Below are 25,976 nucleotides of genomic sequence, written 5' to 3' on the forward strand. Positions count from 1 at the left end.
CCGCTATGAGCGAGAAGCGGAAGTACAACGTGAAAAAGCTCAGGAGCATTGCCGTTGATGATGATAAAGAGGATCAGACTAACCAGCGTATTAGCACTTCTCATCACAATGATAAGGCACAGAAATACAATCACTATTGTGAATTTTATTTCACTATAGTAAATTTAATTGGACTCATTTCGTACGTTATTACTCAAAATAAAGATCACTTTAAGGTTGAAAAATGTTAGATATCAGAATGTCACGGCCATCTGAAGCGTCAGAAGTCATACAAATCTGGAAGAGTTCAGTGGATGCTACCCACGACTTTCTGACGGCTCATGACCGACAAGAAATCGAAAAAGAAGTTGTCAGCTTTTTCTCAGAAACTCCTGTATGGGTTGCAACAAATCAGGATGACCAACCGCTAGGATTTATGTTTTTGCATGAGGGGCATCTGGAGGCACTTTTTGTAGCTGCCTCTGCTCGCGGACTTGGCGTCGGAAAACGGTTGATCTTACATGCTCTGGCGCTGCACCCAGAGCTAAGCATCGATGTAAATGAACAAAACCAGCAGGCCGTCGGATTTTATCAGCATATGGGGTTTGAGGTATCAGGGCGTTCCGGGCGGGATAATCAGGGAAGGCCATACCCCCTTTTGCATTTAAGAATGGCTAATAAGAAGTAACCATTGTGGCATAGAACTATCATTGATTTTTTTGGCTAAAAGCCACGATGTAAGAGCAGCTCTGCTCACTATCCGGATTGCTCATTCGGTACTCACTTGCAAAGGTAAGGGCAAGACAGTCACCGGCACGTAGATGATGTGTCTGATGATTGACTTGAAAATCAAGGCTGCCACTCAGCATTAAAAGCGTTTGCCCTGAAAGATGCTCATTTGCTGAGGCGGGTATCGTCAGCTCACCCATTGCAGGAATTTCAACTTTGATCAATTCCGGGCATGCCCCTGCAGGAGATAAAGACCAGCGGGTGATGCCTGATTGCTCATCCGTCCAGTGCTGTTGCTGATGAGTGAAACGAACCAGTGAGTTCTGATGTTGCTCAAGCTCTGCAAAGAGTTTAGATAGCGTTATATTCATGGCGTTGGCCAGACGGCTAAGAATAGTTGCACTGGGACTGGAGGTACCTCGTTCAACTTTACTAATCATGGCCTGACTGACGCCCGATCGTTGAGCAAGCTCTGTTACAGTCAAGTTGCGGGCCTTCCTGTGTTTAAGCAATAAACGTGCAATATCGCTATCTACTATCTGGTTTTTAGTTGTTTTATCCATTTCCGCCCTCTCTTTAGCCGAACTGATTATGCCATTACATAAATTGGGCTGAAATAAATGATTTTGTAAGTCTATAAGTTCACGCCTCGTAATCGTGGTACTTCTTTTATATGCACTTATGGCCCTAAAGCATGAGCGGGCAACCTTAACGTCCGCTTTTGGCACAAAGCGGACGGAATCAGATAAACATCCGCTATGCGTGAAGAACCGAAGTTGGCATTTTTCTCACAGTTGTTTGGGCTGTTGCCGATAACAAGTCAGAAAAACTAATAGCAAGGAACGTCGGTAATGCAAGAAGACTGATATACTTTCTTCCAGTTTATTTATCGTCGGCCAGAAGTGAAGTTTGAAGTAATTCCCATTAATGCTCATTAGGGCAAGATTCTGATGTCCGCTATTGGCATAAAGCAGCATGCAGCAGGGCGCCCATGTCCGCTATGAGCGAGAAGCGGTCATACCTGTCATAAATTACAGCGCGACCCCCACTGCATTAAGGCTGGACATGATAATTTGTATCCATCCCATTGATTTATTTATTTCTGGAGCCAGGCCTGAAAGCATGCGCTTTCCCGATGTAAGCGATGAGAAAGGCGACCGCCATTAAGACCATCAGTGCCCAGGGAAAGGATGCTGCACCGGCATTAGTGAGCAGCACGCCCCCGACAACGCCGCCGCTTGCGATAGCCAGATTCCATGCGGTGGTTACCATCGCCTGAACAACATCGACATGATTGCCGGCCGCATCAGCCGCGGCTGTCTGCATCTGGGTTGACGCGCCGCCAAATGACCATCCCCACACGATGACCGCCAGCACAACAACGCTCTGCTCTCGCATGCCCGCAGCCAGCACCACTGAAACAGTAACCAGCGCCGCGAGGCTGAGCAGAACGAGTTTACGTAGGTGACGATCAACCAGCGTTCCGGTAATCCAGATGCCGACAAGTGCAGTAAGACCGAAAACAAGCAGGATGAGGCCGACTCGCTCTGTCAGGCCCGACAACGCCAGGAACGGCCCTATAAATGTATAAAGGATGTTGTGGGCCATCATCCATAAAAAGATGACCGCCAGAACTGGACGCACGCCGGGCATCATGAAAACCTTCCATACGGGCAAACGCCGCTCAGCCTGTTGTCCTGGCAGATCGGGAACCACCACTAACGTCCAGATAAACAAAATAACCGCCAACGCTGCCATGAGACCAAACGACACTCGCCACCCCATTATGCCGCCCAGCCATGATCCTGCCGGAGTGCCCAGGGACAGAGCAATCGGAATGCCGACCATAGCAATAGCCAGCGCGCGGCCCTGTAAATCAGCCGGAACGAGGCGCCGCGCATAGCCAGCAAGTATCCCCCATGCCAATCCGGCCGCCACGCCGGACATAAAGCGAGCTGCAAGCGTCAGCGAATAACTGGTCGAAACGGTCGTAATGGTATTGAAAACCACAAAGGTTCCCACGGTCAGCAACAACACCTTTTTACGGCGCCATCCGCTGGTAAGCACCGTTAGCGGAATAGCTGCGAGCAGCGAACCCAGCGCATAGATGCTCACCAGTTGACCCGCCATCACCTGTGAAACGCCAAGGCCCTCTCCGATGGCCGGAAGCAGGCCCGCCGGAAGTGTCTCGGTCAGGATGGCGATAAAGCCGGTCATGGCAAACGCCAGCAAGGTCGCCAGAGGCAACCTACGTGATGTTGTGGCGGTCGAAAGTTCTGTATTAGCGTGCACGATGAGCCTTTTTAATTTTCATGAAATAGCTGAAAAATTCGCAAAAAAATTTTGCGAACATATATATATCGATTGGTATATATATTGGAAACTATAGATCACCCTACGGGTTGTCAAGCACATATGTATCGATTAGTATTTATGTATCATTTGCCAGACGAGGAGAGGGTATGGCTAAGATGGGACGTCCACGCACATTCGATCGCGACGAAGCAATTCGTCAGGCAATGTACCTTTTTTGGCAGTATGGCTATGAGTGCACTTCGCTTGCCTTGCTTAAAGCAAATCTTGGTAACGGCATAACGGCACCGAGCTTTTATGCGGCATTTGGTTCGAAAGAGGCGCTGTTTGAAGAAGTAGTTGATTGCTATTCGTCAACTTATGGGCAGGTTAACGACTGCCTCTGGGACGACAGTCTCAATCCGCGTGAGGCTACTGAACTGGCGTTGCGCCGTTCAGCAAAAATGCAGACAGAGCAGGGGCTTCCGGGCGGCTGTCTTATCGCGTTATCTATTAATACCTGTTCGCCCGGGCACGAGCATATTCGCCAGATTCTTGAAGCACGACGCACCCGTACCCGCGAAGGATTCCTTAAGTGCGTCCTCAGAGCAATTGATTCGGGCGAACTGGCCGCTGACACCGATGCACGGGGGCTGGCCACGTTTTTTCACAGCTTTGAGACAGGCCTGTCAACTGAAGCGCGTGATGGCGTAACAGGCGAGGAACTTAATGCCTCGGTATCATTTGCGATGAAGGCCTGGGACGCAAATAGTTTGCTGAGTAAAAATTAACGATTAAGAGATGTTATTAATGTCCGCTGCTGGCAAAAAGCGGACGCGCATGTCAGGTCCGCTATGAGCGATAAGCGGACATGCGCAATTTATCGGTAAGAGATGCAGGCTTGAAAAACGGTCGCGCATTTATCGTGTAGAAATAAAGCAGGCTTTCTCTATGGTTGGATGATGAACGTTCAAAACTCAGCAGGTAAGCGCATGATATTAAGTGTTAATCACGTTGGTTTTTCAGTTAAAAACATTGAAGACTCATTATTTTTTTGGACTCAGATTCTTGGAGGTAAATTATTACGTGAAGGAAAAATGTCCGGACCTATAATCGATGAGGTAACAGGGGCAAGGGGAGCTGATGTACGAATGGCTTTGCTTGAACTGGCTGATATTCGAATTGAATTACTACAATACAATAACATTGAACAGCCAAAAGAACCTTCAGCGCCTTATATACCAGGCTACGCTCACCTTGCTTTTAATGTAGAGGATCTTGATACGCTCCTAAGCAACGTATCGGACTACGGCTGGAAGACGCCGGGTAAACCTCAGACAGTACTGTCAGGCCCCATGCAGGGAACCAGAGTAATATATTTACAAAGCCCTGATGGTCAGACGCTTGAATTGATGGAACGCAGTCAATGAGGCCCACATATCATGACCTGTTATCCTCTAACTAAGACAGAGATGTTTGCAATATCTGCTTGTGGCCCAAAGCGGACTGATATCAGGTAAAGTCCGCCTGGAACGAAAAGCGGACCCAAACCTACACGCTGGTCATCAGCCCCAGTAGTTTCTGAAGTTAAATGGCAGTTTTGCAAAAGATGACAATAGATAACGATGACCGAATAAATTTATCTGAAAGGCGGGCACGCCCGGAGCGAGATATGCACACACTGGACTTAGTGCCCTGTAAATACACATACTGATCAATCATGGCTGTTCGGGTAAAGGTGAATCAGTCGCCTGCTTCCCATATCCAGACAGCATTGCCGTTGCTTCATCCATCCGTTGACGATCAAGTTTATAGAACACCCAGTTCTTGATACGTTTCGATGTCACAATCCCAGCTTTAGCAAGAATTTGCAGATGGCCTGTCACGGTGGGCTGACTCAGACCAATTTTTTCGGTGATAAATCCGACACACACACCATCCTTAACCAGATCGCCGTCCTGCTGCACCGGAAAATGTGCCCCTGGATCGGATAGCCATTCAACAATCACGAGCCGATGCTCATTACCAAGGGCACGAAAAATATCGGCCATTAATGTCTTAGAGTTGTGCATATAGCCAATCGCCTATATAGTAATTTGCTTATATAACTTTAGGGTCATACTATGACAAACCACAGACAAAGGCTAACAGACAGTGTCACGCTGAAAGATATTTATGCAGCTTCCGGGCGAATTAAATCAACAATTTGCAAAACTCCGCTGGAGCCTTCGCCCGCGCTCTCTGCTCTTGTCGGGACGGAAGTCAGGCTCAAGATGGAAAATCTTCAGCATACCGGTAGCTTTAAGCTGAGAGGTGCTGCAAACGTGCTTGCCAGTCTTGATGCAGACCAGCGACGTGCCGGCGTCATCGCCCCGACGGCAGGAAATCATGGTTTAGGGCTTGCCTGTGCGGGACATGCAGCAGGCATACCCGTATCCATATTCTTACCGTTTTCAGCAGACCCGATTAAGGTTTCTGCGATGAGGAGTTATGGTGCTCAGGTTACGTTTTTTGACAACATTGAAGATGCAAGGCAGAAAGCCATTGTCACAGCGCAACAGTCCGGCGCAACGTTCGTCTCAGCCTACAATAATCAGCAGATGATTGCCGGGGGCGGCACCGTCGGCCTGGAAATCATTGAAGACTGGCCAGACGCCGACGTTATTCTCGTGAACATTGGCGGCGGCGGGCTGGCCTCCGGTATCGCAACAGCCATCAAGGGCATAAACCCTGCAGCCGAAGTGTGGGCAGTGCAGAGTGAAGCAAGCCCGACGTTTGCGCGCTGGAAAGAAGCTGGTGAGACGATCCCAGTGGAAATATCGTCGTCAATCGCCGAAGGCATAAGTGGCTATATAGAGCCTGAAGCGATGACCTGGCCACATATACGCGAGCGCGTCGATCGTGTTCTTCTGGTTTCAGAAGCCGAAATCAAAGCAGCGATGTTGTTAATGATTAATCTGCACAGCCATATTGTAGAGCCTTCAGGCGTACCCGCAGTTGCGGCAGCCCTTCGTTATGCAAAAGAACTGAGCGGGCGTAAAGTTGTCTGCGTGGTGAGCGGTAGAAACATATCGGGCTCCCGCTATCTCAAATTAATTAATGAGGCGTCACTATGAAGAAACAGAGCGGAGTTAAGGTCGGCTGAGCTCTTATTGCGCAACGTTCTTATCATAACGGCTTTATTTATTACGCAGGCTTTGAGGTAGTGCCCCCTTTGACGGCCTGCCGTTTAACAGCCTTTCCGCTCAAAATTCTATGGTTCGTTTAAGGGAATGTCAGGCATCATCATCAAAAAATATATTTTCCATACAAGGAGTAAGACTAATTAATATAAATATAAGAACAGCCCGCGCTGCTGATATTGATACTATTTTCGAAGTCAGAACCTCAGTGCTCGAGAATTATTGGAGTCGTGAAGAAATGCGTCAGCTGGGGATCACCGAAAGCGTCGTGGCCGATATGATTGAAAAGAATTTATGCGCCTGGGTTGCGGCTGAAAACGATAAAATAGTTGGCTTTTCAATAATTTTGCCTGATGAAGGCTGTCTTTTTGCGGCCTTTGTTCTCCCGGAATATGAAAGCAGAGGTATAGGTCGCAGGCTGGTTTATCTCGCCGAGCAGGAATGATTCAAACATCATGAGATTGCCTGGCTGGAAACCGATAAAAATAGTCGCGCGGCGAAATTTTACATGCAGCTCGGCTGGGGTAATAAAAAAGAGATTAACGGCACCGATATCAAACTGGAGAAACATCGCAGCGTGTGATCCACTGCAACTTTCATCAATGTCCGCTTATGGCACTGAGCGGACAATATCACTCGCCTGGCCGAACGAGCCCCAGCAACTTAACGAGTGGCGAATTTAATGCGCGGAGCAAACAATGTGTCTCACGTTAGAATTAAATCGCCCCCTTTAGCCATCAACTATCCTGCATCAATATCTTTATAAACTTTTCAACCTGATGAGAAAAAGACCCTTTCTCTTCAGGCGAAAGTAATATATTCATAATTTGGTCATCAAGGCGGCAGTCATAAATATCAATACCCACCCAGCCTTCAGACCAGAACTCTACCGTTCCCAGCTTGTTGAAACCTTCAAACTCTATTCTTTCAAGATCACCAAAATCCCCGTTAGCGAAGCATGAATACTTTGCAGTAAAATCCTTGAAAAGGGGTTTTGCTTTTTCATTAAACAAGGAAACATCCATAATAACTCTCAATTCCTGTCTGGAATTTCAATGTTTTTGATCGCCAGAAGATGCTCGCTGCCCTGATTATTAAGCAAAAATTGTTGGGACTTATGGACATCAGGGCCAATCATTTTAAACCAGTTATCTTTACCGCCTTGTAACAGGCTCTCCGCTGGAACATCACATTCAACATAAACAGAGCCTTAAATTCGTCGATACCCTTAGTCGAAATAACGGTTTTGACCTGCTCCCCGTTGATGAGTACATGCCGATGTTAGCAACGTCAGCTTCTGGCACAAAGTGGACTGACGTCAGGCTAATATCCGCTATGTGTGAAAAGCGGGCAGACACGTTCACATCTGAGCGATGCACCGTACTTTCTAATAGTTTATCAACTCACTTCCTTAGCCCATCTGTTGCAGTGTCAGTGAGCATCAGTACCGATTTTAAGCTGGTTTGAATCCGTTCAATAATGGCATCACGTGGTCCTGACGTCCACGCATCACTGCAATAAAATGCTCTCTGTGATGCATCCAGATGCTCAGGGTCATCATAGGCTCGGATTAGGTAGTAAGAATCCTCATCATGCGTTGAGTTTCCAAAGGCAATGATGTCAATGCCCGCATCACGATGGAGGGGGATACTTTCCTCAATCATGATTTGATGAAATTCCCGTCCAGTGCCTGCTTTCAAGGTGTACTGCAATAACTCGACTGTTTTCATCAAACTCTCTCAGTTGCTTTAAGTTCGGGGGAGTTAGCAAAAACTCTCCTGGGTGCGTTCACGCAGATTTCCTCAGCCTGTTTATGCAGCAGTATGGCCGTTTTTCGGCATCCTGATACCCGGTGCGAATCATGCAAAAACGCCTCTGGTAATTTCGGTGCCATTGTTGCTCTATATACCCGCAGATTAATACATTCCGATGTTCATAATGTCTTCTTCTGGCACAATGCGGACGCTGTGCAGGCCAATGTCCGCTATGAGCGAGAAACGGACATTATACCATTACTCTTTGAGCTGTTTGTCTGGAGACATGTAAGCTTTCTGTCCACGCTAAATTTTAAGGGACACAGATGCTAACTACGTCAGGAACACCACAATTATCATATATTGCAGAAGGAAAAGGGGCACTGGTTATAATGCTTCACGGTCTTCTGATGGACGGAAAATCGTGGCGGAATAATGGATTCATATCTTTATTCAGTCCATTTTTCCACGTTGTTTGCCCGGATCTTTTAGGTCATGGCAAAAGCGACAAACAGCCGGTGCCAGAATTATATACACAACAAAACCAGGCGTTATCCATTGTCAAAATTATGGATGAGTTAGGTTATGAGAAAGCGCACGTGATAGGTTATTCCTCTGGCGCATGGGCTGCATTAGGACTACTAAACCACCATCCGGAACGGCTGCATTCTGTCGTATTAGGCGGATGGGACTTAAAAAATGGCCTTCCGGAAACGCCTGAAGGCAAACTTAGTTTTGATATGTTTATGTCTTATGCAGCAAGCACAGCTCCAGAGCTTACCTCTGGGCTTTCACTGAACGATAAAGAAAGTATCAGACGCTTTTTCAATGAGTTAGGAAAATACTCTGACAAAAAAGAAGCTTTATTTCCTTATAAAACGCCCATTCTACTTTGGGCTGGTGCCAGCGACCCTTACAACTCAGCTATGGGTGATATAGCGCAACAATATGGCTTATCTATGATCCCTGGAAAAGGGGATCATTTGAGTGAATTTAACAGTCCTGACAAAGCATCAATAAATGAAATTTTTAGATTTTTTGAAATGCAAGAGGGTTCAATGACATCTGTCACTTGTTCATAAAAATATAAATTGTGGTAGCTGGAGTGATGTCCGCCTCTGGCACAAAGCAGACATGATTGCGTGGCACAGTCCGCTTTGAGCGAAGAGCGGACATGCGCATTTGCTCTGCAGCAGCTGGAGGTTTTGTTAACGTAGCCACATATTAATTAACAGGGGCAGGTCATGCTGCATTTCCACTTCATGCACATGCTCTGGCAGGTTAAGTCGCTCTTTGTACTCGACAAGGCTTGCTGCCAGGTCAACGTTTACTCTGTCACGATCCTCGCGACTGCGCGCCGCAAGATTATGCGTTGTGACTATGCATCCGGATAGCCGGCTAGATTTATGCCAGTTTCAGATGCCCTGTGTGCGAGGCAGAAGGCTTGATAACAATCTCAATATCGCAGCCTAAACGATTCAGGCACTCCATTAGTTTATGCTCTGAGAGGTTAGTAAAATCGCCCCGGAGCAGATTGGAGACCTTTGCCTGGCTTATTCCCATGCGTTCCCCTGCTGCGGTCTGTGACAGACCCAGCCGGCGAATATTTTTAATAATCTCAATCGCCAGCCCTGATTTTACTTTCTGCTTTTCAGCATCCTTCAGGTTAAGGTCAGCGTAAATGTTGCCTGAACTCATTTCGACAGTAACGCCGTTAATGATTTTGTTTTCCATGTTTTATCTCCTGGGCTACTACAGCAGCTACTTTAAGCCGGTTTCTGATAATCTCCATGTCTTCCCTTGGCGTCGCTATACCCTGCTTGCTCTTTTTCTGGAAAGCGTGAAGTACAAACACGGCCTCATCAAACTTGACGGTATATACAGCGCGGTAAGTACCACCCATATCGTCCTCAACCACTTCAAGAACACCGGCACCACCAAAACCTTTAAGAACCTTCGCACTGTCATGCTTCTCACCATGTTGGGCGAAGTCCAACGCAAAGCCAAAGAAACGTTGCACTTCTTTAGGTAGTGACAATAGATCCTTTTTACTGCTACCGAGCCAGATTAGTGGCTTCTCTCCCTGCAAACTCATCCTTTATACCTTTACTGGTATGGGTGCAATCATTATACCTTAAAAGGTATAATTTAAATTACTGTTAACCCAAAAATTTTGAGTTGTAAAAACTCCTGCCTGATACATAGCAGCAAAGCATAACTTTAATTAGCAGACTGGCTTTAAGCCTGATTCAATATTTGAAGAAGATTACAGGACGTCAACTTAAGTGACCTGCTCCCTGTTGATGAGTACATGCCGGTGTTAGCAACGTCAGCTTCTGGCACAAAGTGGACTGACGTCAGGCTAATATCCGCTATGAGTGAGGAGCAGACGTTGCCGGTTAAGGGAAAGGCGCTACCAGACTGAACATCTTCAGCTCCCTTGCCGGTCATACCTGTCTCAGAAAACTCTCTTCCTTAACATTAAAGGCAGGGCGGCATTAATGTCATCGCTTCTGTTCTGAGATTTTGACCATACTATCTAAACATACGAGTTCCTTCTCTCATCATCCACCTTCTCAACGGTGGAGAAATCAACCTGTTAGCAGCCAATGTTTCCCGGAGATTTCATTTTCCTGTCATTTTTGTTGTTTACGCTGTTAGCTTCCTTACCTGGATATTAACAATATGAAAATAAAAACTATTTCTCTGGTTATCGGCTGTGCGCTCTCTTCATCAACGCTGGCGGCGCAGCCGCAGGTCGAGCGCTATATCGTCAGTTTTCCCGAAGGTACGCACGTAAGCTACAACGGCGCATTCGCCAGCGCATTTCCAAAGGGGTTGCCGGTGGGAATCGGCTCCGGTTTGCTGTTTACCGGCAAGCAGGGGGATGCGCTCACCTTCGCGACCGTCACCGATCGCGGGCCGAATGCCGACTCGCCTGATGTGGGTAAGCGAGAGGCAAAAATTTTCGTCACGCCAGAGTTCGCCCCGCTACTGATGAATATTCGGGTGCAAAACGGCAAAGCGGAGGCCATGGACGCCCGACCTTTGCATGACGACAAAGGCAATATCAACGGCTTGCCGTTGCAGGATGGCATCATCGGATCAACCAATGAAATTGCGTTAAGCGATACGTTGAAAGTGCTGCAGGGCGACAACCGCGGTCTGGATACGGAAGGCATTACGCCAGACGGCAAGGGAGGATATTGGCTGTGCGATGAGTATGGCCCGTTCCTGATTAACGTTGATGAGCGCGGCAAGATCCTGACTATTCATGGGCCGCAGGCAGCAGAGGGAGAGAAATCGATCGCGGGCGGTCTGCCGAACGTTCTCAAATGGCGTCAGCCAAATCGTGGATTTGAAGGACTCACCCGCATGCCGGACGGGCGTATCATCGCCGCGGTGCAGAGCACGCTGGATATCAATGGTAAAAGTAAAAAGCAGGCGCGCTTTACCCGTCTGTTGAGCTTCGATCCGGCGACCGGGAAAACCGCGATGTATGGTTACCCTATCGACAGCGCCGCTTACAGTAAAAACAGCGACGCAAAAATTGGCGATATCGTGGCGCTCGACAATCAGCATATCCTGCTGATTGAACAAGGCAGCGACAAAGACGACGCGATGCGCAACCTGATCTATAAGGTGGATCTTAGCCCGGCTACCGATCTTGCCGCGTTCGATAAGCCTGGCGAGTATCCAGAGTTTGACGACGAGAAAGCGCTGGCGCAGCGCGGCATTAAGCTCGCCGCTAAAACGCTGGTGGTCGATTTACGTCAACTCGGCTGGCAGCAGGAGAAAGCTGAAGGTCTGGCGTTGATCGACAATAAAACGCTGGCGGTCACCAATGACAATGACTTCGGCGTGAAAACGGTTATGCAAAATCCGGTGGAAGGTAAGAAGCGCAAGGATTATCGGGTGACTGAACAGGGTACGCTAACGATAGATGATAAGCCGATTGCAACCACCATCGGCGTGAAGCCGCTGAAAAAACCGGAGTCGGACAGCGAGTTGTGGATTGTCACGCTGGCGGCACCGCTGAAGTAAATGCTTTCCCTGCAGCCAGGCTGCGTCCCTTAATTACATCGCTTTTTGTAAAAGAGCCGGATGCAGCCAGTTCTGCTATCGACAGATCATTCCTTGCCGTTTGGTGACAGCGGGCTACGAACCAGACATCGTCCGCTATGATCGGCAAGCGGACGTTTAACTGCCACGAACAGAATCAGTGAGGCTACAGATCTCTAAAAAATCCAGCTCGTTACAGACAGCAATAGCGTACCAGCTACTCTGTTTTTTGCAGATGCGCGTTTTGCACGGTATCCGCATTGATAGGTTGCCCGCATGACGACCAATAACACGTGCCATCTCATTTCTGGCAGAGCGGGCAACGCAAGCGACGGCTGGACTGTTCACCGATCCTTTTCGCGCAGGATCTTGCCGACATTTCCGCCCGGATGAACGTTTAACAGACGCTCCTGATTGAAGCCATTACGCAGCATGATGTTGCCGCACAGCGCATCAAATACCGCTAGCACCAGCACGATAGAGGTGGTGGCCAACATATTGAACGGGTCGATTTCCCGCTGGATATGTGTTTTCACTACCAGCGTAGCGGCCGAGGCAATCGGCGAGTCCAGATTCTCGGTCACGCTGATAATCGTCACGCCTTTAGTTTTCAACGTCGGCAGCAGGCGTGTCAGTTCTTCAGAGTTGCCGCCGCGTGAAATCAGGATCATCAGATCGTTGCTGCGCATAAAACCCAGGTCGCCGTGGGCCGCATCTGTCGCACTGAGGTAAACGGCCGGTTGCTCGACGCACGCCAGCATGTGTGCGATTTTACGTGCAGCAATGCCCGAGGTGCCGACGCCGGTCACGGCAATTTTGCCTTTGCAGCGCGTGACCAGCGTCAGAAGTTGCTGCCAGGTATCGGCATCAAGATTATGCTGCAAAGCCAGTAACTCCTGGCTGTAGGTCTGCCAGCCCTGACACGCCAGACCAAACTCTTCTTCCGCGTTCATTTGGTTTCCCCCTGCATCAGCTGTCGGTATTTCATGCTGTCGTGGTACATCTCATGGAATACGCGGTATTTCCGATCATAATACTCTTTGATTTTGTTGGTCTGTGGCGTGATGGTTTTACCGATGCGGCTCATAGCGGCCATCGCTTCTGGCAGAGAATCGTACGCACCTGCCGCGACGGTGCCCATCATGGCGCTGCCGAGCAACATCGCTTCACTCTCTTCCGGCAACAGCATCGCGCAGCCTGTTGCATTGGAATGTTCCTGCACAAAGACGGGATTTTTGGTGCCGCCGCCACTTGCCATCATGGTATCGATGCAGTAACCGCTCTGGTTCATCGTCTCAATAATATGGCGAGTACCGAGCGCCAGCGCCTGAATGGTGGCGAGGTAGTGCAGCGCCATGTCTTCTGGTGTGCGTGACAGTTTCAGACCCGTCAGCGTTCCAGTCAGCGTCGGGTTAGCACGCGGTGAGCGATTGCCATGGAAATAGGGCAGCATATGAATGTCTTTGGTCAGGAACGCGATATTCTCTGGTTCACCCGCCATTTTGCGCAGGATGCCGTTCAGTATTTCATAAATGGTCTTGCCACTATCTTTGCCCTGCTTCAGCAGATCCTGATAACACGGGTGTGACTGAATAACATGGTCAACCAATGCGCCAGTGGTGGATTGTCCGCCTTCATTCAGCCAGTAATCTGGCAGAATCGCCGAATAATACGGCCCCCAGATCCCACCGATATAGCGCGCGCTACGTGACATCGCCATATGTGCAGTGGATGTGCCGCCGATCAGCGCAATGCGGTTGTCGAAATCCGCTGACTCGCCGGATGGCCCACTGGCACCAAGAATGCCAAGGCTGCCCGCGTGTGCATCAATAATCGAGACGCTGACTGCCGTGCCGGCTATCAAACCCATTTCCGCAGCGGCGCGCTGCGTCAGTCCATGTCCCAACGGCTCGCCCATGGTTTTCACTTCGCTGCCGATTTTCGACGCGTTGTTTTCCAGCAAGTCATCCAGACCGATCTGGCGGAAATAGCTTGGGTCCCAGCGGTCTTCGTGACCGATATAGGTCCACTTGCAGACGGTTGAACATAACGAGCGCGTGGTGTCATGCGTGGCGCGCCAGGTGAGGAAATCAGGCAGGTCGAACAGATGCCCGACGTTGCTCCAGGTGGTCGGCATGTGCTGTTTCAACCAGAGCAGTTTTGGCGTCTGCATTTCCGGCGAAATAATTCCGCCGACGAATTCCAGCACGCGGTGACCGGTGGCATTGATACGTTCTGCCTGCGTGATTGCGCGGTGATCCATCCAAACAATAATATTCTGCTCGCTGCGTCCGGACGGGCTGACGGTCAGCGGTTTGCCTTCTTTATCCAGCACGACCAACGAACAGGTAGCGTCAAAACCGATTCCTTTTACCTGAATGGGGTTGATGTCGGCCTGATTAACCGCGTCTTTGACGGCATTACAGACGGATTGCCAGATCTCATCGGAAGATTGCTCGACGAAATCGGCCTTCGGACGGTACAAGGTGATCTCGCGGCTGGCCTGGCCGACCATGCGGCCGTTCATGTCGAAGACGCCCGCGCGGGCGCTACCGGTTCCTACGTCTACGCCAATAAAATAACTTGCCATGTTGTTTCCCTTCATAAAAAGCGTTCGCTTATGATTTTCTGTTTTGCAGAGCGATAAACAGGATCAGTACGCAGCCCCACAGAGCCATAGTCAGGTAACTGCTGACGCCCATCAGGTTCAGGCCGCTTTCCAGCATTTGCAGGACAATCAGCGCCATTACCAGTCCGATAACCCGACCAAAACCGCCATCGGGATTAATTCCACCCAGCACGGAAGCCAGAATAGTTACCAGCAAATAGGAGTCGCCGTAGCCTGCTTTGGCAGAGTTAAATTTGGACATCATCAGCAGTGCCGCGCCCCAGCCGAGCAGCGCAGAGAGCACGTAAACTGCAATGGTGACTTTGTGGGTGTTGACACCACTGAAGCGCGTGGCCTGTTCATTTGAACCCATCAGATACAGGCTGCGACCAAGGGTGGTATGTTCCAGTAAGAGCCACAACAGCAGCGCTACCAGCAGGAATAAAAGCAGGGCAACCGGAATACCCAGCAGGCTGCCGTTGCTGAGGTATTGGATTGCCGTCGGGAAGCCGGAAATCACGGCGCCGTTCGTCAGCAGAATATTCAGCCCGGCAATGAGCGTCATGGTACCCAGCGTTGCCAAAATCGGCGAAACACCGATATAAGCGATCAATGCGCCATTGAGCACACCAATCACCACGGCCACCCCCAGACCGGCGAGCATCGCCAGTGCGAAATATTCTGGCTGGTTCGGATGCGCCACCAAAATAGCCGCCATCACCAGCGAACAGGCGTTGGCACCGGCAATCACGGAAAGGTTGATACCGCCGGTGAGCATGGTGATACCCATTCCCAGCGCCAGCATGCCCAGAATCGGTAATTGCGAGGAGATCGACTGGAAATTGCCGATGCTGTAAAAACTGCCGCCCAGCGTGAACGAGAACAGCACGGCAACGGCGATGATAATCAGCAACTGCAAACGTATGATGCGGTCGCCAGGGAGAAATCGGTTCAAGGTGGTCATGTCACATCCCCTTTGCCAGTTTGCGTTTTTCATTCCACGCGGTGCTGCTGATGCTGACCAGAATGATCACGCCGCTGAAAACCTGATGCCAGTAGGATGAAATGCTTAGCAAAGTCATGCCATTTTGCAGAAAGCCCAGCAGCAGCACACCCAGAATGGTGCCGGTCAGCGAGCCACGTCCGCCGGTCATACTGGTGCCGCCTAATACCACCGCCGCCAGCACCGTTAGCTCATAGCCGAGCAGGGAATTAGGGGCTACCGACTGGGTGATTTGCGCCTGAACCACCGCAGCAATGCCCGCCAGCAATCCCATAAAACCGTAAACGTAAAAATGCAGCCGTAAGATGTTCAAACCGAGACGCGACGCGGCGTCACGATTGCTGCCCATGGCATAAATCTGACGACCCACGCGTGTTTGGTTCATCAACACCCCGGTGGCAATAACGACACCCAGCAGGCTGAGCAGTGGGAGAGTCAGGCCATAGTCGTAACCATCAGCGGCGGTAAAGGAGAACCAGTTAATGCCGTTCATAAACCAGTCGGGAAAGCCGTACAACCAAGTGCCATTGGTGAGATAAACCAGCAAACCGTAGAACAGATTTAGCGTGGCGATGGTGATAATGATGGCTGGAACGCGCAGCCAGTACACCAGAAAACCGTTGACCAGCCCGAGCAGCAAACCGGTGCCCATTGACATGGCAAACGCCAGCGGAAAGCTGCCGCCGTGATGAATGATGTAACTCGCCATTACGTACTGGCCGATGGATGTGATGGCCGGGAAGGAGATGTCGATGCCTCCGGCGATCAGCACCACAAACAGACCGCAGGCCAGAATACCGAGAATGGCGTAACTGGTGGCGACATCTGTCAGATTACCCAGCGTCATAAATTCACTGGTGCTGACGCTCAGGCCAATTGCCAGCAGCAGAACCAGTAATCCAAGCCAGAATTCGTGCCGGGAAAACAGTTTCGAGAGAACGTTGTTATCCATTGATCATCTCCGCAATCTCCACTTCGCTGCTCTGGTGCGGCGCAAATTCCGCCACCAGTTCACCTTTGCGCATCACCAGCACGCGATGACTGTTGTAGTAAGCTTCCGGAATTTCATCGCAAATCATCAGCACCGCCATGCCAGATTCCGCCAGATCGCGCGCAATGCGATAAATGCCTTCTTTGTTGGCAATATCCACGCCGACGGTCGGTGAATCGAGGATCAGAATATGGGGTCGCGTCGCCACCCATTTAGCGATAGCAATACGCTGCGCATTACCGCCAGAAAGCGTCTTCACCGGTAAGCCGCTGTCGGAGACTTTAATGTTCAGGTCACGAATCAGATCTCTCACTACCGATGCGGCTTTGCGATGATCCATTAATCCTGTGCCGGTGTGCAGCTTGTCGAAAATCGATACCAGCGTGTTGTCGTAAATCGATTGCTCCATGATCAGTCCTTGCGTCAGACGGTCTTCTGATACATAGGCGATGCCGTGACGGATGGCGTCGCGGTTACTGTGGAGTTTCACCGCATTGCCGTTAATGCGGATTTCCCCGCTGTCCGGTTGGGTCATGCCGAACAGGCTTAAACAGAGTTCTGTACGTCCTGACCCGAGCAGGCCGATAATCGAGGTGATTTCACCCTGACGCAGCGACAGTGAAATATTGTGATACTGACCTTTACGACTCAGCTGACTGACTTCCAGCAGCGGCGTCACGTCGGCGGGTGCCCGGTGTGGCAGGTGACTGTAGGTAAAACGCTGTCCAGTCATCAGGAACGCCAGTTCATTGCTGTCGAGTTCACTGGCTGGCCAGGTGCCGACCAGTTTACCGTCGCGCATTACGCTGATGCGGTCGGCCACCTCCATCACCTCATCAAGACGGTGGCTGACAAACACCACGCAGATACCGGCGGCTTTGAGTTCATTCACTACCCGCAGCAGGCCATTAACTTCTGTGCGGGTCAGTGAAGCGGTCGGTTCATCCATAATCACCAGGCTGGCATCAGCGGCGATTGCGCGGCATATTGCCACTAACTGGCGGTCGGCGATCGACAGCTTTTCGACTTTACGATCCGGATCCAGAGAAACCCCGACCCGTTGCATTGCCGCCACCGCTTTTTTGCGCATCGCCTCGCGATGTACCCAAAAATCACCGCCCGGTAAATAACGGTGAATGGCAATGTTTTCGGCCACAGACAGATTTGGAAACAGAGATAAATCCTGATAAATAACCTGAATCCCATAATAAGAAGACAACTGCGGCGTAAGGGTGTGAAAGAGTTTCCCGTCCAGCTTAATGGTCGCGCTTTTTTCCGGCTTATAGACACCGGAAATGATTTTAATTATGGTGCTTTTTCCGCAGCCATTTTGACCGGCAAGACAATGCACTTCACCTTTATTAAGGGTCAGGCTGACATTATCTAATGCTAATACTCCCGGGAATTTTTTACTGATTTTCTCGAGGCTGATAAAGGCCTCATTACCGGCTTGGGACATGCTGACAATATTCATCACAGATCCTTAAATATACCTGTTTACTTCCAGCTGGGATGGGCAACGCTGGCGCACTCAAATCACTTCATTATCCAGGCTTATTGGGATTCGATCATTTGCCGACTTCCACCAACTCAACATATTCAGGGCGTGAAATTTCAAAGTCGGAACAGAAATAAAAATACGGCACAGCGTACGACGCCGTATCTTTTTTATTAACCTGGTGTGTTGCTGGAAAAATTTATATACGAAAGATAAAAGAGTTAAAGGTGCCGATCAGAACCCGAGTGATTTCGCATTCTCTGGTGTCACCTCGAGAATTTTATTAAATCGAATCACTTTCTTGTCCATATCGACGTCGGCTTTGCCCAGCCCTTCAATGCTCAGATCTTTAGTAACTTCTTTACCCTGAAGCAACCGATCGGCGACCGTGACTAAGGCGTAACCGGCATCTTTCGGATCCCACAGCAGGGCTTTCTTAATATCACCGCGCATCAGATAAGGTGCAGCTTGAGCGGGCATAGCGATACCGACAACGGCGATTTTATTTTTCGCACGTTTCTGCTGAACGGCTTGGCCAGCACCGATTGGACCGAGCGAACCGAAGCCGATAATGCCTTTTAGATCGGGATAGGTTTTCATTAAATCGAGCGTGGTGGAGTAGGACTTATCAATATTTTCTGCTACCGGCAGACGTGAAGTCACTTCATGCATCTCCGGGTACTTTTCTTTCTGATATTTGATCGCAGCATCAGCCCATGCATTATGCAATGGCACGGTCAGGGAGCCGACATAAATGGCGTATCCGCCTTTGCTGCCCATATCTTTTGCCAGCTCGTCCATGTTTGCTTCGGCATATTTCTGGCTGTCGATGGTTTCAATATCCCACTGCCCAATTTGCTGGTCCGGCGATTCATGCGTTAATACGACGATGCCCTGGTCACGGGCTTTTTTCAGCACCGGCTCCAGTACTTTGGCATCATTTGGCACCACAATGATTGCGTTGACTTTTTTGGCTATCAAATCTTCAATCACTTTTACCTGCTGGGCCGGATCGGGGGTGGAGCCTCCAACCTGATACGCGTTGACATCCAGCTTCTGCGCGGCTTCTTTTACGCCCACTTCCATACGGGTGAACCAGGGAATACCCGTAACTTTAGCGACAACGGCGATATCGTAAGGTTTGGCGGCAAATGACGGTGTTGTAAATGCCATGCATGCTGAAACCACACATGCGCTGACTAATGCGAGATTAAATTTCATTTCGGTACCTTTCTTATGGTGTTCTGAAAAAGGGAAAGAATGATTTCTGTTAAATTCACGATCAGAGATTAACGTAGAGGAACATCGTTTTTCGCGCAGTTGTGAAGGAAATGTGAGTAAAGCCCGTATTTGTTAAATATTATGTAATATTAAGTTAATAAATTGTTATTAAAGGCGCTCAGTGCGCCGACTTTAGCCCGCAAGGGGGCTGTTTTCAGCTAAATACCTCATATAAAATCACATTAATTTAACAATTAATTTACATATAAGTGCGGCGTGGTGCTTTTCCGGCCGGAAAAATGCGGCAATGGTTTTTATTTGCGCAGAGTGTGAACAGCATCACGCGGCAGGTGCGTGAGCCATCACGCAACGCTGCCTGTGTCGGACGTTAAAGCTGAAAGAATCAGGCAGGACATGTGCCGACATACCTGGACGCCCAAACCCCGTGCATGAAGTGTTGAATAATAAGCGTGCGCTGACGCTGGCAATGTCCGTAGTCTGCATAAAATGCTTACTTTTACGCTGGCATCTCTGGTAGAGGCAAAAGAACCCGAACGAGCGAGAGTGCGGTCACCGGAGCCCGCTACGCGCAGGGTTTTTTAATTCTGTGGCGAGGGATTGAATCCCGAGCCGCCCAGAAACAAAGCGGCATAAGCCACAACGTCACGGACTCATTCGCAAAGCGGGCTAACGCGCGCCAGGGTCGGTTTTGAGGGAGGAGCGGACGAAGTGGCAGAGGGAAAGCATCAATGTTAATGTCCGGAAAGTTCATGTTAAAACTCTGTATGGCATTGGTCATCGACGATTAAAAAGGGCTGTTAATGGCTACAGTTGAGGTATTAAAATTAAAGTATCCAGGCGCAGATGCCTGGCAAATGGGCGACACTCCGGAACTGGCTAGCAAGCTTGCTGACCTGATTAAAAAAGGGATCAAAACGGCCTCCTGCGGATCTCTTACCTCTTACCAGCAGGAAAAGCCTGCGCCGAAGATTGGGAGCTATAACATCATCCTTGATGGCCAGAACGTCCCGGCCTGCGTAATCAGACTGGTTTCAATGCGACTGGTGCGTTTTTGTGATGTTACTGAGGAGTTTGCCCGCAAAGAAGGTGAAGGCGATTTAAGCCTTGAATACTGGCAGAAAGAGCATCAGAGATTTTTCACCTGCACGGGACATTTTTCTGATGATATGGAGCTGATCGCAGAAGAATTTGAGGTAATCGAGGCCCTGTAAGATAAAATAACGTTCTGGCGTTTGAAACCCTGCCATTTATAACAACGTCCGCTTCTGGCACAAAGCGGACATCTGCATAAGGCAATGTCTGCTATGAGCGACAAGCGGACGTTTTGTCATTAGTCATTTTGGTTCGGGTTGGTAATAAGTCTCTTAACGCTACTGAAATACGGCTGGATTAAGCATGGTCTTCATTAGGCGCACTTCTATTCGCAAATAAAGGGTTGCCTTTGTTGAAGGAAAAGACAGTATATCCTTTTAAGTTAAAAGGATTTTTTATGAGTAATTCTTCATACACATCCATCGGGCTGCTCCTGTTTCCGGCTCTTACGCAGCTTGATCTCACCGGCCCTTATGAAGTTTTCGTAAGAGCGCCAAATACCAAGGTTCATCTCATCTGGAAAAACCTGGGCCTCGTGGTTTCTGATCGTGGTATGGCTATACAGCCAACAACCACATTCAACGCATGTCCCGAACTGGATGTAATTTGTATCCCGGGTGGTCCAGGGCAGATAAACCTGATGGAGGACGAAGAAGTTCTTTCGTTTATCCGTACTCAAAGTAAACAAGCAAAGCTCGTGACTTCGGTATGCACTGGTTCGCTTGTTTTGGGCGCAGCAGGGCTTCTGAGGGGATACAAAGCAACTACACACTGGGCGTCTCTGGATCAGCTAGCTTTGTTAGGTGCAGAGCCAGTAAGTGAGCGCGTAGTTCGTGACCGCAACCGTATAACTGGCGCAGGTGTGACTTCAGGTATAGATTTTGCTCTCAACGTCGTGTCAGAAATGTACGGTAGTGATATCGCTCAGAATATTCAGCTGCATATGGAATACGACCCCGCACCTCCCTTTACCTGTGGCTCACCCCGTACAGCATCTGAAGAACAGCTAAAAAAAGCACAGGAACAGGCTGCGCCATTTATTGAAAAGCGGCGGCAGGCTACTTTGAAAGCAGCAGCCAGACTTTAGAAATAAAGGCATAGCGGAAGAAGGTTATTTCCCTTTTCATTTTTAACGTCCGCTTCTGGCAAAAAGCGGACGTAAACTGAAAGAGCAGCTCACGAGCAAACATCTGTATTTTTCATTGCTGCTGAAGCTGCCAGAGAAATCAGTGCTCATTAAACTGCCCAGATTTTTCATTCCCCTATAATGCGGTGAAGCTCGTCATTAGCGCTGAAAAATATACGTCCTTTCACTGAATAATCGCTCGTGTTGAAATAAGGGGCAGCCATCTTGATGCCGACGCGGCTGAGCGGGTGATTATGCAGCCATCGTTATATCGGAGGAGAGAGTCAGGAATGGCTTTATCTGAGTCCCGCAAGGTGGCATTGCGCTGATAAAAGTCATTACCAGGCGAAAGCACCCACTTTTATCGGTTTCTCCACCGTTCAGGCCAGCGAAACTGCCCGCCAGCAGTGCTAAACGCATTCGACGCGTAACAATCCGCGCCGCACTGTGGTTGAATTCGCGCCTTACATTTTTCGTACGTGGTTATCATGCATTACATTCAAAGTTTGGTGAATTTTATTGAGGGAAACAGGGTGCTGTCAGTCAGCGTCAGCCTGCTGTTGCTGATTATGGCCGGGATGGTGACTCACCTGATCTGCAAATTTTTCATCGTCAAAGTGATCAGAAAGGTCTTTTTCAGCAGCCATAAACAAGGCGTTCCGCTGGATAAAGATGTCCGCCTCTCTCAGAAACTGTCGAATTTTGTGCCGGTGATTGTGGTCTACAATTTCCTGCAGTTTATGCCAGGCCTGCCTGAAAATCTGAAAGTTGCGATTCAGACCATCTGCGGCATCCTGTTTTTTGTCTATCTGTCGATCTTCTTCAATGAAGTGCTGGAGATTGTTAACAATTCCTATTCGCGCAAATCGAAGCGTAAGAATCATTCGATCAAAGGCTATATTCAGATTGGCAAAATCCTGGTGCATATTATCGCCGCGATCATGATTCTGGCGATTATGTCCAACAAGTCACCGGCAATTATTATCTCCTCGCTGGGTGCGGTCGCCGCGGTGCTGATGTTGATTTTCCAGCATACCCTGCTGTCGCTGGTGGCGAATATTCAGCTCTCGTCCAACGATGTGCTGCAACTGGGCGACTGGATCGAGATGCCGGACAGAAATATCAGTGGCGAGGTGATCGATATTGCGCTGCATACCATCACCATACGCAACTGGGATAACACCATTTCGCGCATTCCGACCAAGAATTTCCTCACCGAGACCTATACCAACTGGCAGGCGATGTTCTCTTCGGGCGCGCGCCGTATCATGCGCAGTTTTCATCTTGATCAAAAGTCGATCACCTTTGTGAACCAGGAGATGCTGCAGGCGATGAGCCAGATCCGCATCGCCAGCGAATCCATCACTGAGCTGCTGGATGGGCGTGATATCAGCGCAGTCGGCGATCGCTGGTTTATGGAGAACGGCATCACCAACCTGATGGTGTTCCGCAAATTTCTGACCGCCTGGCTCGCCCAGCGTGAGGATATTAAAAAAGAGATGTATATCGTGGTGCGTCCGTTAAAGCCGTCACCGGATGGCTTGCCGGTAGAGATCTACTGCTTTACCTCATCTATTTTCTGGGCCGATTATGAAAATACCCAGGCGGCGATTTTTGAGTATATCTATGCGATGGCCCGTTACTTTGAGCTGCAAATTTACCAGCATCCGGCAGGATCCGATTTTGCCCGGCTGGCGCAGCCGCGCGCAGAGAGCACCGATGCCAGATCGGGCGGCACGCAATAATCTGACTCACGGCGGCGTATCTTACGCCGCCTGATTTTACCAGGCGCATTTGGCGTTATCTGCACCGTCAGCGTCTGCCCTTCAGTGGTGTTACAGGTTCGCGCTGGTAGTTTCATTTCAGCAGACGCTGCCCATACGGATACGGCATCGGGTTGTCGGGTTGACCGCACTGGGCAATCAGCGGCTACTGGCATCCAGGCAATCTGTAGATCTCTGAAATTATTTGCATCGTTGCCTCTTCGATCGTTCCTTCATTACGGCATAAAACCCAGCCGTGATCGGCAACTTCTCGCTCAAACGCCAGGGTACAAGCGACATGCTCTTCCAGCTTATGCATCACCGTACTACTTAGCCCACGCGTTCTGGCCGCGGCCCTTGCCCATGAAATCTCAGGCGTCGTCACCACCCCAACATGCAGGTCTGGCGTTCGTACGTTTCTCTCCCTATTGAGCTGTAAAATCTCTGCAAAGGGCACCATTCGGCGAAACACGGCATCCGACGGATACCAACGATCCATCAGAATTATGCTGCCCGGTGGCTGCTTAGGCAGCACATGTTCGGAAATCCATGCACGGCTATTCGCAAAGTGCGCACAAACTTCCCGTTCCAAATCCAGGGCAGGAGTTCTGGCGAGCCTGTTCACAAGGGCCATCGTTTCGCTTCTGTTGGGATCGCTTTTTTTCTCAGAAAGTCGTATCACTTTCTTGTTGTCTGCCCTCAGCACTTTGGTAATGGCTTCCAACAGCGTGGTCTTACCGACGCCTTTCGGGCCATCGAGAGAAATAAACAGTGGGCGATTCATGCTCAACATGACGATGGATATAAGCTTACACTAAAATATAACTCACTGAAAAACATGATTTTCCCTGATTATAAACAGACCCGGATGAACAGTGTGGCCATGCTTCTCATTCGCGAGCCTGAGCGACTGATATCAAGGCCGATGACGCCGAGTGCTCTACAACGTTATGCGCTCAGCCATAACAAAAAAAGTGCGGATAGCTTAGCGATATCCCTAAAACAGCAGGGGATGATCTTTCCAGCATGTTTAAAATGCAACCCTGTTTTCCGCTATCAGCATCACGCAGAGTTTATTAAAGATTGTCGGCGACGCAGCCGATAAATGGAGATCAATACCTTTAATCCTGAATCCCGTCATCGACAGCGTGCCGCCTGTTTTCTGTAACAAAGAGGCGCGCGCCGCGGCAGCCATGATGCATGACGGACATTCGTTTGATCCTGAACCGCTTGCCGTAATACTTCCCAAAGAGGTTAAGGCAAAGCGGTCTTTAACGACGAGTAGTAAGCTTATTCAGTATCACCAGCCAATAACGGATTCGACCAACATGAGCACTGCGATCAAGCCTGACCTTTCTGCCATTTGGTCCACGGACGCTCAGGGCCTGTGCATCGCCTGTCAGGAAAGTCCTGCTGGCCTGATGCCGGCATTGAAAGGCGTCACGCTCAGCGCCTGGCTGAGGCTCGCGCAGGCAGATGATGATGCGAAGATCGCGCTGCAGCTGACGGCGGCTCTGGAAGGTGTCACGCCTTTTCACTTCGAATTGCCGATTCAGTGTCTGGACGGCACGACGCGGCGGGTGATTTTTTCTGGCCTGCCGGACAGCCAGCCCAGCGCTTCGCATCTGCAATATAACGGCTTTATTTTTGATATCACCGGACAGCGCAAAGCGCTGGAAGATGCGCTGCGCACGGCGGCGGAATACCGTCTGTTGATTGAGAACAGCACCGATCTGATCGCCCATTGCGATTCAGACGGCAGGTACGTTTCAATCTCGCCTTCCTACAGCAAAATGATCGGCTGGTCGGCTGATGAAATGATTGGCCAGCGAGTGCTGGATTTTCTGCATCCTGATGATTATGCCTCCGCTTCCGAAGCGCTGGCACATATATTCAATAACGGTGCGTTACCGGACGTTGTCGAAGTGCGTAAGCGCCATCGCGACGGCCATTACATTACCCTTGGCACCAAAGCCTGTAGCGTCAGCAATCCTTCCACCGGCAAAAATATCGGTGCCGTGCTGGTGTCGCGCGACATTACCCGCGACAAAGAGAAAATTCTTGAGCTGGAGAAACTGGCAACCCGCGATACTCTCACCGGATTACCTAATCGCGCGTGGATCAACGACCAGGTGAACAGCATGCTCGCGCAGGCCGACAGTGGCGCCTGGGTCGCGGTTCTGTTTATCGATCTGAACGGGTTTAAAGCCGTCAATGATTCGATGGGACACGCATCAGGGGATCTGTTGCTGCAGCAGCTCGGCGAACGGCTGCAATACGGTATGCGCCCGGGCGATTCAGTGGCGCGAATGGGCGGGGACGAATTTGTGGTAGCCGCCATGTGCGACAGTCGCGAAGCGGCATCCGCTATCGCCCAGCGCCTTATCGACAGCATGGAAGCGCCTTTTGCTATCAATAATTTGAAAGTGCGGATCGGGGCGGCAATAGGCATCAGCCTCGCCCGGCCCGGCACCGCATCGGCCCAAATGCTGTTTGAAAATGCCGACAAAGCGATGTACCAGGCAAAAGCACGACGCGATGGCTCATATGAGTTTTTTGAGCCGGTGACGCTGTTGTGCGGCGATCAGCCGAGCTGATTCCTCTGGTCCTGACCATGATTTAACGAGTGGTGGCTCACTTTGCTCCCAGTCAATC

General features: G+C 49.8%; 25 protein-coding genes and 2 pseudogenes. 11 read left to right on the forward strand and 16 right to left on the reverse strand.

All coding sequences use genetic code 11. The features are described 5' to 3' along the window. The first annotated feature begins 223 nt into the window (after window positions 1-223). The gene (locus tag ACJY2L_RS06775; protein ID WP_439213318.1) at window positions 224-667 is read left to right on the forward strand and encodes an acetyltransferase; all 444 of its coding nucleotides are present in this window, start codon (window positions 224-226) and stop codon (window positions 665-667) included. 19 nt (window positions 668-686) lie between these two features. Here ACJY2L_RS06775 and ACJY2L_RS06780 read toward each other — a convergent pair whose 3' ends face one another. Then, entirely contained in the window at window positions 687-1,271 is a 585-nt protein-coding gene (locus tag ACJY2L_RS06780) for a helix-turn-helix domain-containing protein (RefSeq protein ID WP_439213319.1), read from the reverse strand. A 529-nt stretch (window positions 1,272-1,800) separates the two neighbouring features. Then, complete coding sequence (locus ACJY2L_RS06785) at window positions 1,801-3,000, reverse strand: MFS transporter (RefSeq protein WP_439213320.1); 1,200 nt, start codon at window positions 2,998-3,000, stop codon at window positions 1,801-1,803. A 170-nt stretch (window positions 3,001-3,170) separates the two neighbouring features. Between ACJY2L_RS06785 and ACJY2L_RS06790 the strand changes: the two genes are divergently transcribed. Then, window positions 3,171-3,791 carry a TetR/AcrR family transcriptional regulator gene (locus ACJY2L_RS06790; RefSeq protein ID WP_439213321.1) on the forward strand — a complete coding sequence of 207 codons (621 nt, stop codon included), beginning with the start codon at window positions 3,171-3,173 and terminating at the stop codon, window positions 3,789-3,791. A 201-nt stretch (window positions 3,792-3,992) separates the two neighbouring features. Continuing rightward, window positions 3,993-4,430 (forward strand): VOC family protein, encoded by a 438-nt coding sequence (locus tag ACJY2L_RS06795; RefSeq protein ID WP_439213502.1) that lies wholly within the window; start codon window positions 3,993-3,995, stop codon window positions 4,428-4,430. 288 nt (window positions 4,431-4,718) lie between these two features. Here the strand turns inward: ACJY2L_RS06795 and ACJY2L_RS06800 are convergent, their stop codons facing one another. After that, window positions 4,719-5,072, reverse strand: a complete 354-nt coding sequence (locus tag ACJY2L_RS06800; RefSeq protein ID WP_439213322.1) for an ArsR/SmtB family transcription factor — start codon at window positions 5,070-5,072, stop codon at window positions 4,719-4,721. 51 nt (window positions 5,073-5,123) lie between these two features. On the opposite strand from ACJY2L_RS06800, the gene ACJY2L_RS06805 reads away from it, so the two are divergent. After that, window positions 5,124-6,116 (forward strand): threonine ammonia-lyase, encoded by a 993-nt coding sequence (locus ACJY2L_RS06805; RefSeq protein WP_439213323.1) that lies wholly within the window; start codon window positions 5,124-5,126, stop codon window positions 6,114-6,116. Window positions 6,117-6,255: 139 nt separating this feature from the next. After that, a complete protein-coding gene (locus ACJY2L_RS06810) occupies window positions 6,256-6,627 on the forward strand; it encodes a GNAT family N-acetyltransferase (protein ID WP_439213324.1) in 372 nt (123 codons plus the stop codon). Window positions 6,628-6,919: 292 nt separating this feature from the next. Here the strand turns inward: ACJY2L_RS06810 and ACJY2L_RS06815 are convergent, their stop codons facing one another. From ACJY2L_RS06815 to ACJY2L_RS06825, 3 genes and pseudogenes are all read right to left on the reverse strand, one after another. Beyond that, the gene (locus tag ACJY2L_RS06815) at window positions 6,920-7,207 is read right to left on the reverse strand and encodes a hypothetical protein (RefSeq protein ID WP_439213325.1); all 288 of its coding nucleotides are present in this window, start codon (window positions 7,205-7,207) and stop codon (window positions 6,920-6,922) included. 8 nt (window positions 7,208-7,215) lie between these two features. After that, window positions 7,216-7,380, reverse strand: a pseudogene (locus ACJY2L_RS06820) (hypothetical protein); the annotation flags it as partial. A gap of 205 nt (window positions 7,381-7,585) precedes the next feature. Then, window positions 7,586-7,912 carry an NIPSNAP family protein gene (locus tag ACJY2L_RS06825; RefSeq protein WP_439213326.1) on the reverse strand — a complete coding sequence of 109 codons (327 nt, stop codon included), beginning with the start codon at window positions 7,910-7,912 and terminating at the stop codon, window positions 7,586-7,588. A gap of 350 nt (window positions 7,913-8,262) precedes the next feature. Here ACJY2L_RS06825 and ACJY2L_RS06830 point away from each other — a divergent pair, with 350 nt between their 5' ends. Then, complete coding sequence (locus ACJY2L_RS06830) at window positions 8,263-9,018, forward strand: alpha/beta fold hydrolase (protein WP_439213327.1); 756 nt, start codon at window positions 8,263-8,265, stop codon at window positions 9,016-9,018. Window positions 9,019-9,183: 165 nt separating this feature from the next. Here ACJY2L_RS06830 and ACJY2L_RS06835 read toward each other — a convergent pair. From ACJY2L_RS06835 to ACJY2L_RS06845, 3 genes and pseudogenes are all read right to left on the reverse strand, one after another. After that, a pseudogene (locus tag ACJY2L_RS06835) lies at window positions 9,184-9,318 on the reverse strand (DNA polymerase III subunit theta); the annotation flags it as partial. Between the two features lie 22 nt (window positions 9,319-9,340). Beyond that, complete coding sequence (locus ACJY2L_RS06840) at window positions 9,341-9,670, reverse strand: helix-turn-helix domain-containing protein (protein WP_439213328.1); 330 nt, start codon at window positions 9,668-9,670, stop codon at window positions 9,341-9,343. Continuing rightward, the gene (locus ACJY2L_RS06845) at window positions 9,651-10,031 is read right to left on the reverse strand and encodes a type II toxin-antitoxin system RelE/ParE family toxin (RefSeq protein WP_439213329.1); all 381 of its coding nucleotides are present in this window, start codon (window positions 10,029-10,031) and stop codon (window positions 9,651-9,653) included. Before ACJY2L_RS06845 ends, ACJY2L_RS06840 begins: the two co-directional genes overlap by 20 nt. A 590-nt stretch (window positions 10,032-10,621) precedes the next feature. Here ACJY2L_RS06845 and ACJY2L_RS06850 point away from each other — a divergent pair. Beyond that, a complete protein-coding gene (locus ACJY2L_RS06850; RefSeq protein WP_439213330.1) occupies window positions 10,622-11,980 on the forward strand; it encodes an esterase-like activity of phytase family protein in 1,359 nt (452 codons plus the stop codon). 362 nt (window positions 11,981-12,342) lie between these two features. Here ACJY2L_RS06850 and ACJY2L_RS06855 read toward each other — a convergent pair whose 3' ends face one another. From ACJY2L_RS06855 to ACJY2L_RS06880, 6 genes are all read right to left on the reverse strand, one after another. Continuing rightward, on the reverse strand, window positions 12,343-12,951 hold the full coding sequence (locus ACJY2L_RS06855) for an SIS domain-containing protein (RefSeq protein WP_439213331.1): 609 nt from the start codon (window positions 12,949-12,951) through the stop codon (window positions 12,343-12,345). Then, window positions 12,948-14,588, reverse strand: a complete 1,641-nt coding sequence (locus ACJY2L_RS06860) for an FGGY-family carbohydrate kinase (RefSeq protein ID WP_439213332.1) — start codon at window positions 14,586-14,588, stop codon at window positions 12,948-12,950. Before ACJY2L_RS06860 ends, ACJY2L_RS06855 begins: the two co-directional genes overlap by 4 nt. Window positions 14,589-14,616: 28 nt before the next feature. Beyond that, the gene (locus ACJY2L_RS06865; RefSeq protein WP_439213333.1) at window positions 14,617-15,570 is read right to left on the reverse strand and encodes an ABC transporter permease; all 954 of its coding nucleotides are present in this window, start codon (window positions 15,568-15,570) and stop codon (window positions 14,617-14,619) included. 1 nt (window position 15,571) lies between these two features. Then, window positions 15,572-16,561: an ABC transporter permease gene (locus ACJY2L_RS06870; RefSeq protein ID WP_439213334.1), complete on the reverse strand. Its 990-nt coding sequence runs from the start codon at window positions 16,559-16,561 to the stop codon at window positions 15,572-15,574. Further along, window positions 16,554-18,074 (reverse strand): sugar ABC transporter ATP-binding protein, encoded by a 1,521-nt coding sequence (locus ACJY2L_RS06875; RefSeq protein WP_439213335.1) that lies wholly within the window; start codon window positions 18,072-18,074, stop codon window positions 16,554-16,556. Before ACJY2L_RS06875 ends, ACJY2L_RS06870 begins: the two co-directional genes overlap by 8 nt. 258 nt (window positions 18,075-18,332) lie before the next feature. Further along, window positions 18,333-19,319 carry an autoinducer 2 ABC transporter substrate-binding protein gene (locus tag ACJY2L_RS06880; RefSeq protein ID WP_439213336.1) on the reverse strand — a complete coding sequence of 329 codons (987 nt, stop codon included), beginning with the start codon at window positions 19,317-19,319 and terminating at the stop codon, window positions 18,333-18,335. Between the two features lie 821 nt (window positions 19,320-20,140). On the opposite strand from ACJY2L_RS06880, the gene ACJY2L_RS06885 reads away from it, so the two are divergent. The 3 genes from ACJY2L_RS06885 to ACJY2L_RS06895 all read left to right on the forward strand — a co-directional run bounded on the left by ACJY2L_RS06885 (window position 20,141) and on the right by ACJY2L_RS06895 (window position 23,303). Continuing rightward, window positions 20,141-20,551 carry an ASCH domain-containing protein gene (locus ACJY2L_RS06885; protein ID WP_439213337.1) on the forward strand — a complete coding sequence of 137 codons (411 nt, stop codon included), beginning with the start codon at window positions 20,141-20,143 and terminating at the stop codon, window positions 20,549-20,551. 278 nt (window positions 20,552-20,829) lie between these two features. Beyond that, window positions 20,830-21,519 carry a DJ-1/PfpI family protein gene (locus tag ACJY2L_RS06890; RefSeq protein WP_439213338.1) on the forward strand — a complete coding sequence of 230 codons (690 nt, stop codon included), beginning with the start codon at window positions 20,830-20,832 and terminating at the stop codon, window positions 21,517-21,519. A 527-nt stretch (window positions 21,520-22,046) separates the two neighbouring features. Further along, on the forward strand, window positions 22,047-23,303 hold the full coding sequence (locus tag ACJY2L_RS06895) for a mechanosensitive ion channel family protein (protein ID WP_439213339.1): 1,257 nt from the start codon (window positions 22,047-22,049) through the stop codon (window positions 23,301-23,303). Window positions 23,304-23,487: 184 nt separating this feature from the next. Here ACJY2L_RS06895 and ACJY2L_RS06900 read toward each other — a convergent pair whose 3' ends face one another. Continuing rightward, entirely contained in the window at window positions 23,488-24,105 is a 618-nt protein-coding gene (locus tag ACJY2L_RS06900; protein ID WP_439213340.1) for a dTMP kinase, read from the reverse strand. 544 nt (window positions 24,106-24,649) lie between these two features. Here ACJY2L_RS06900 and ACJY2L_RS06905 point away from each other — a divergent pair. Then, on the forward strand, window positions 24,650-25,918 hold the full coding sequence (locus ACJY2L_RS06905; RefSeq protein ID WP_439213341.1) for a diguanylate cyclase domain-containing protein: 1,269 nt from the start codon (window positions 24,650-24,652) through the stop codon (window positions 25,916-25,918). Window positions 25,919-25,976 lie beyond the last annotated feature (58 nt).

This window comes from Duffyella sp. Ts4 (assembly GCF_051851875.1).
Lineage (GTDB): Bacteria > Pseudomonadota > Gammaproteobacteria > Enterobacterales > Enterobacteriaceae > Duffyella > Duffyella gerundensis.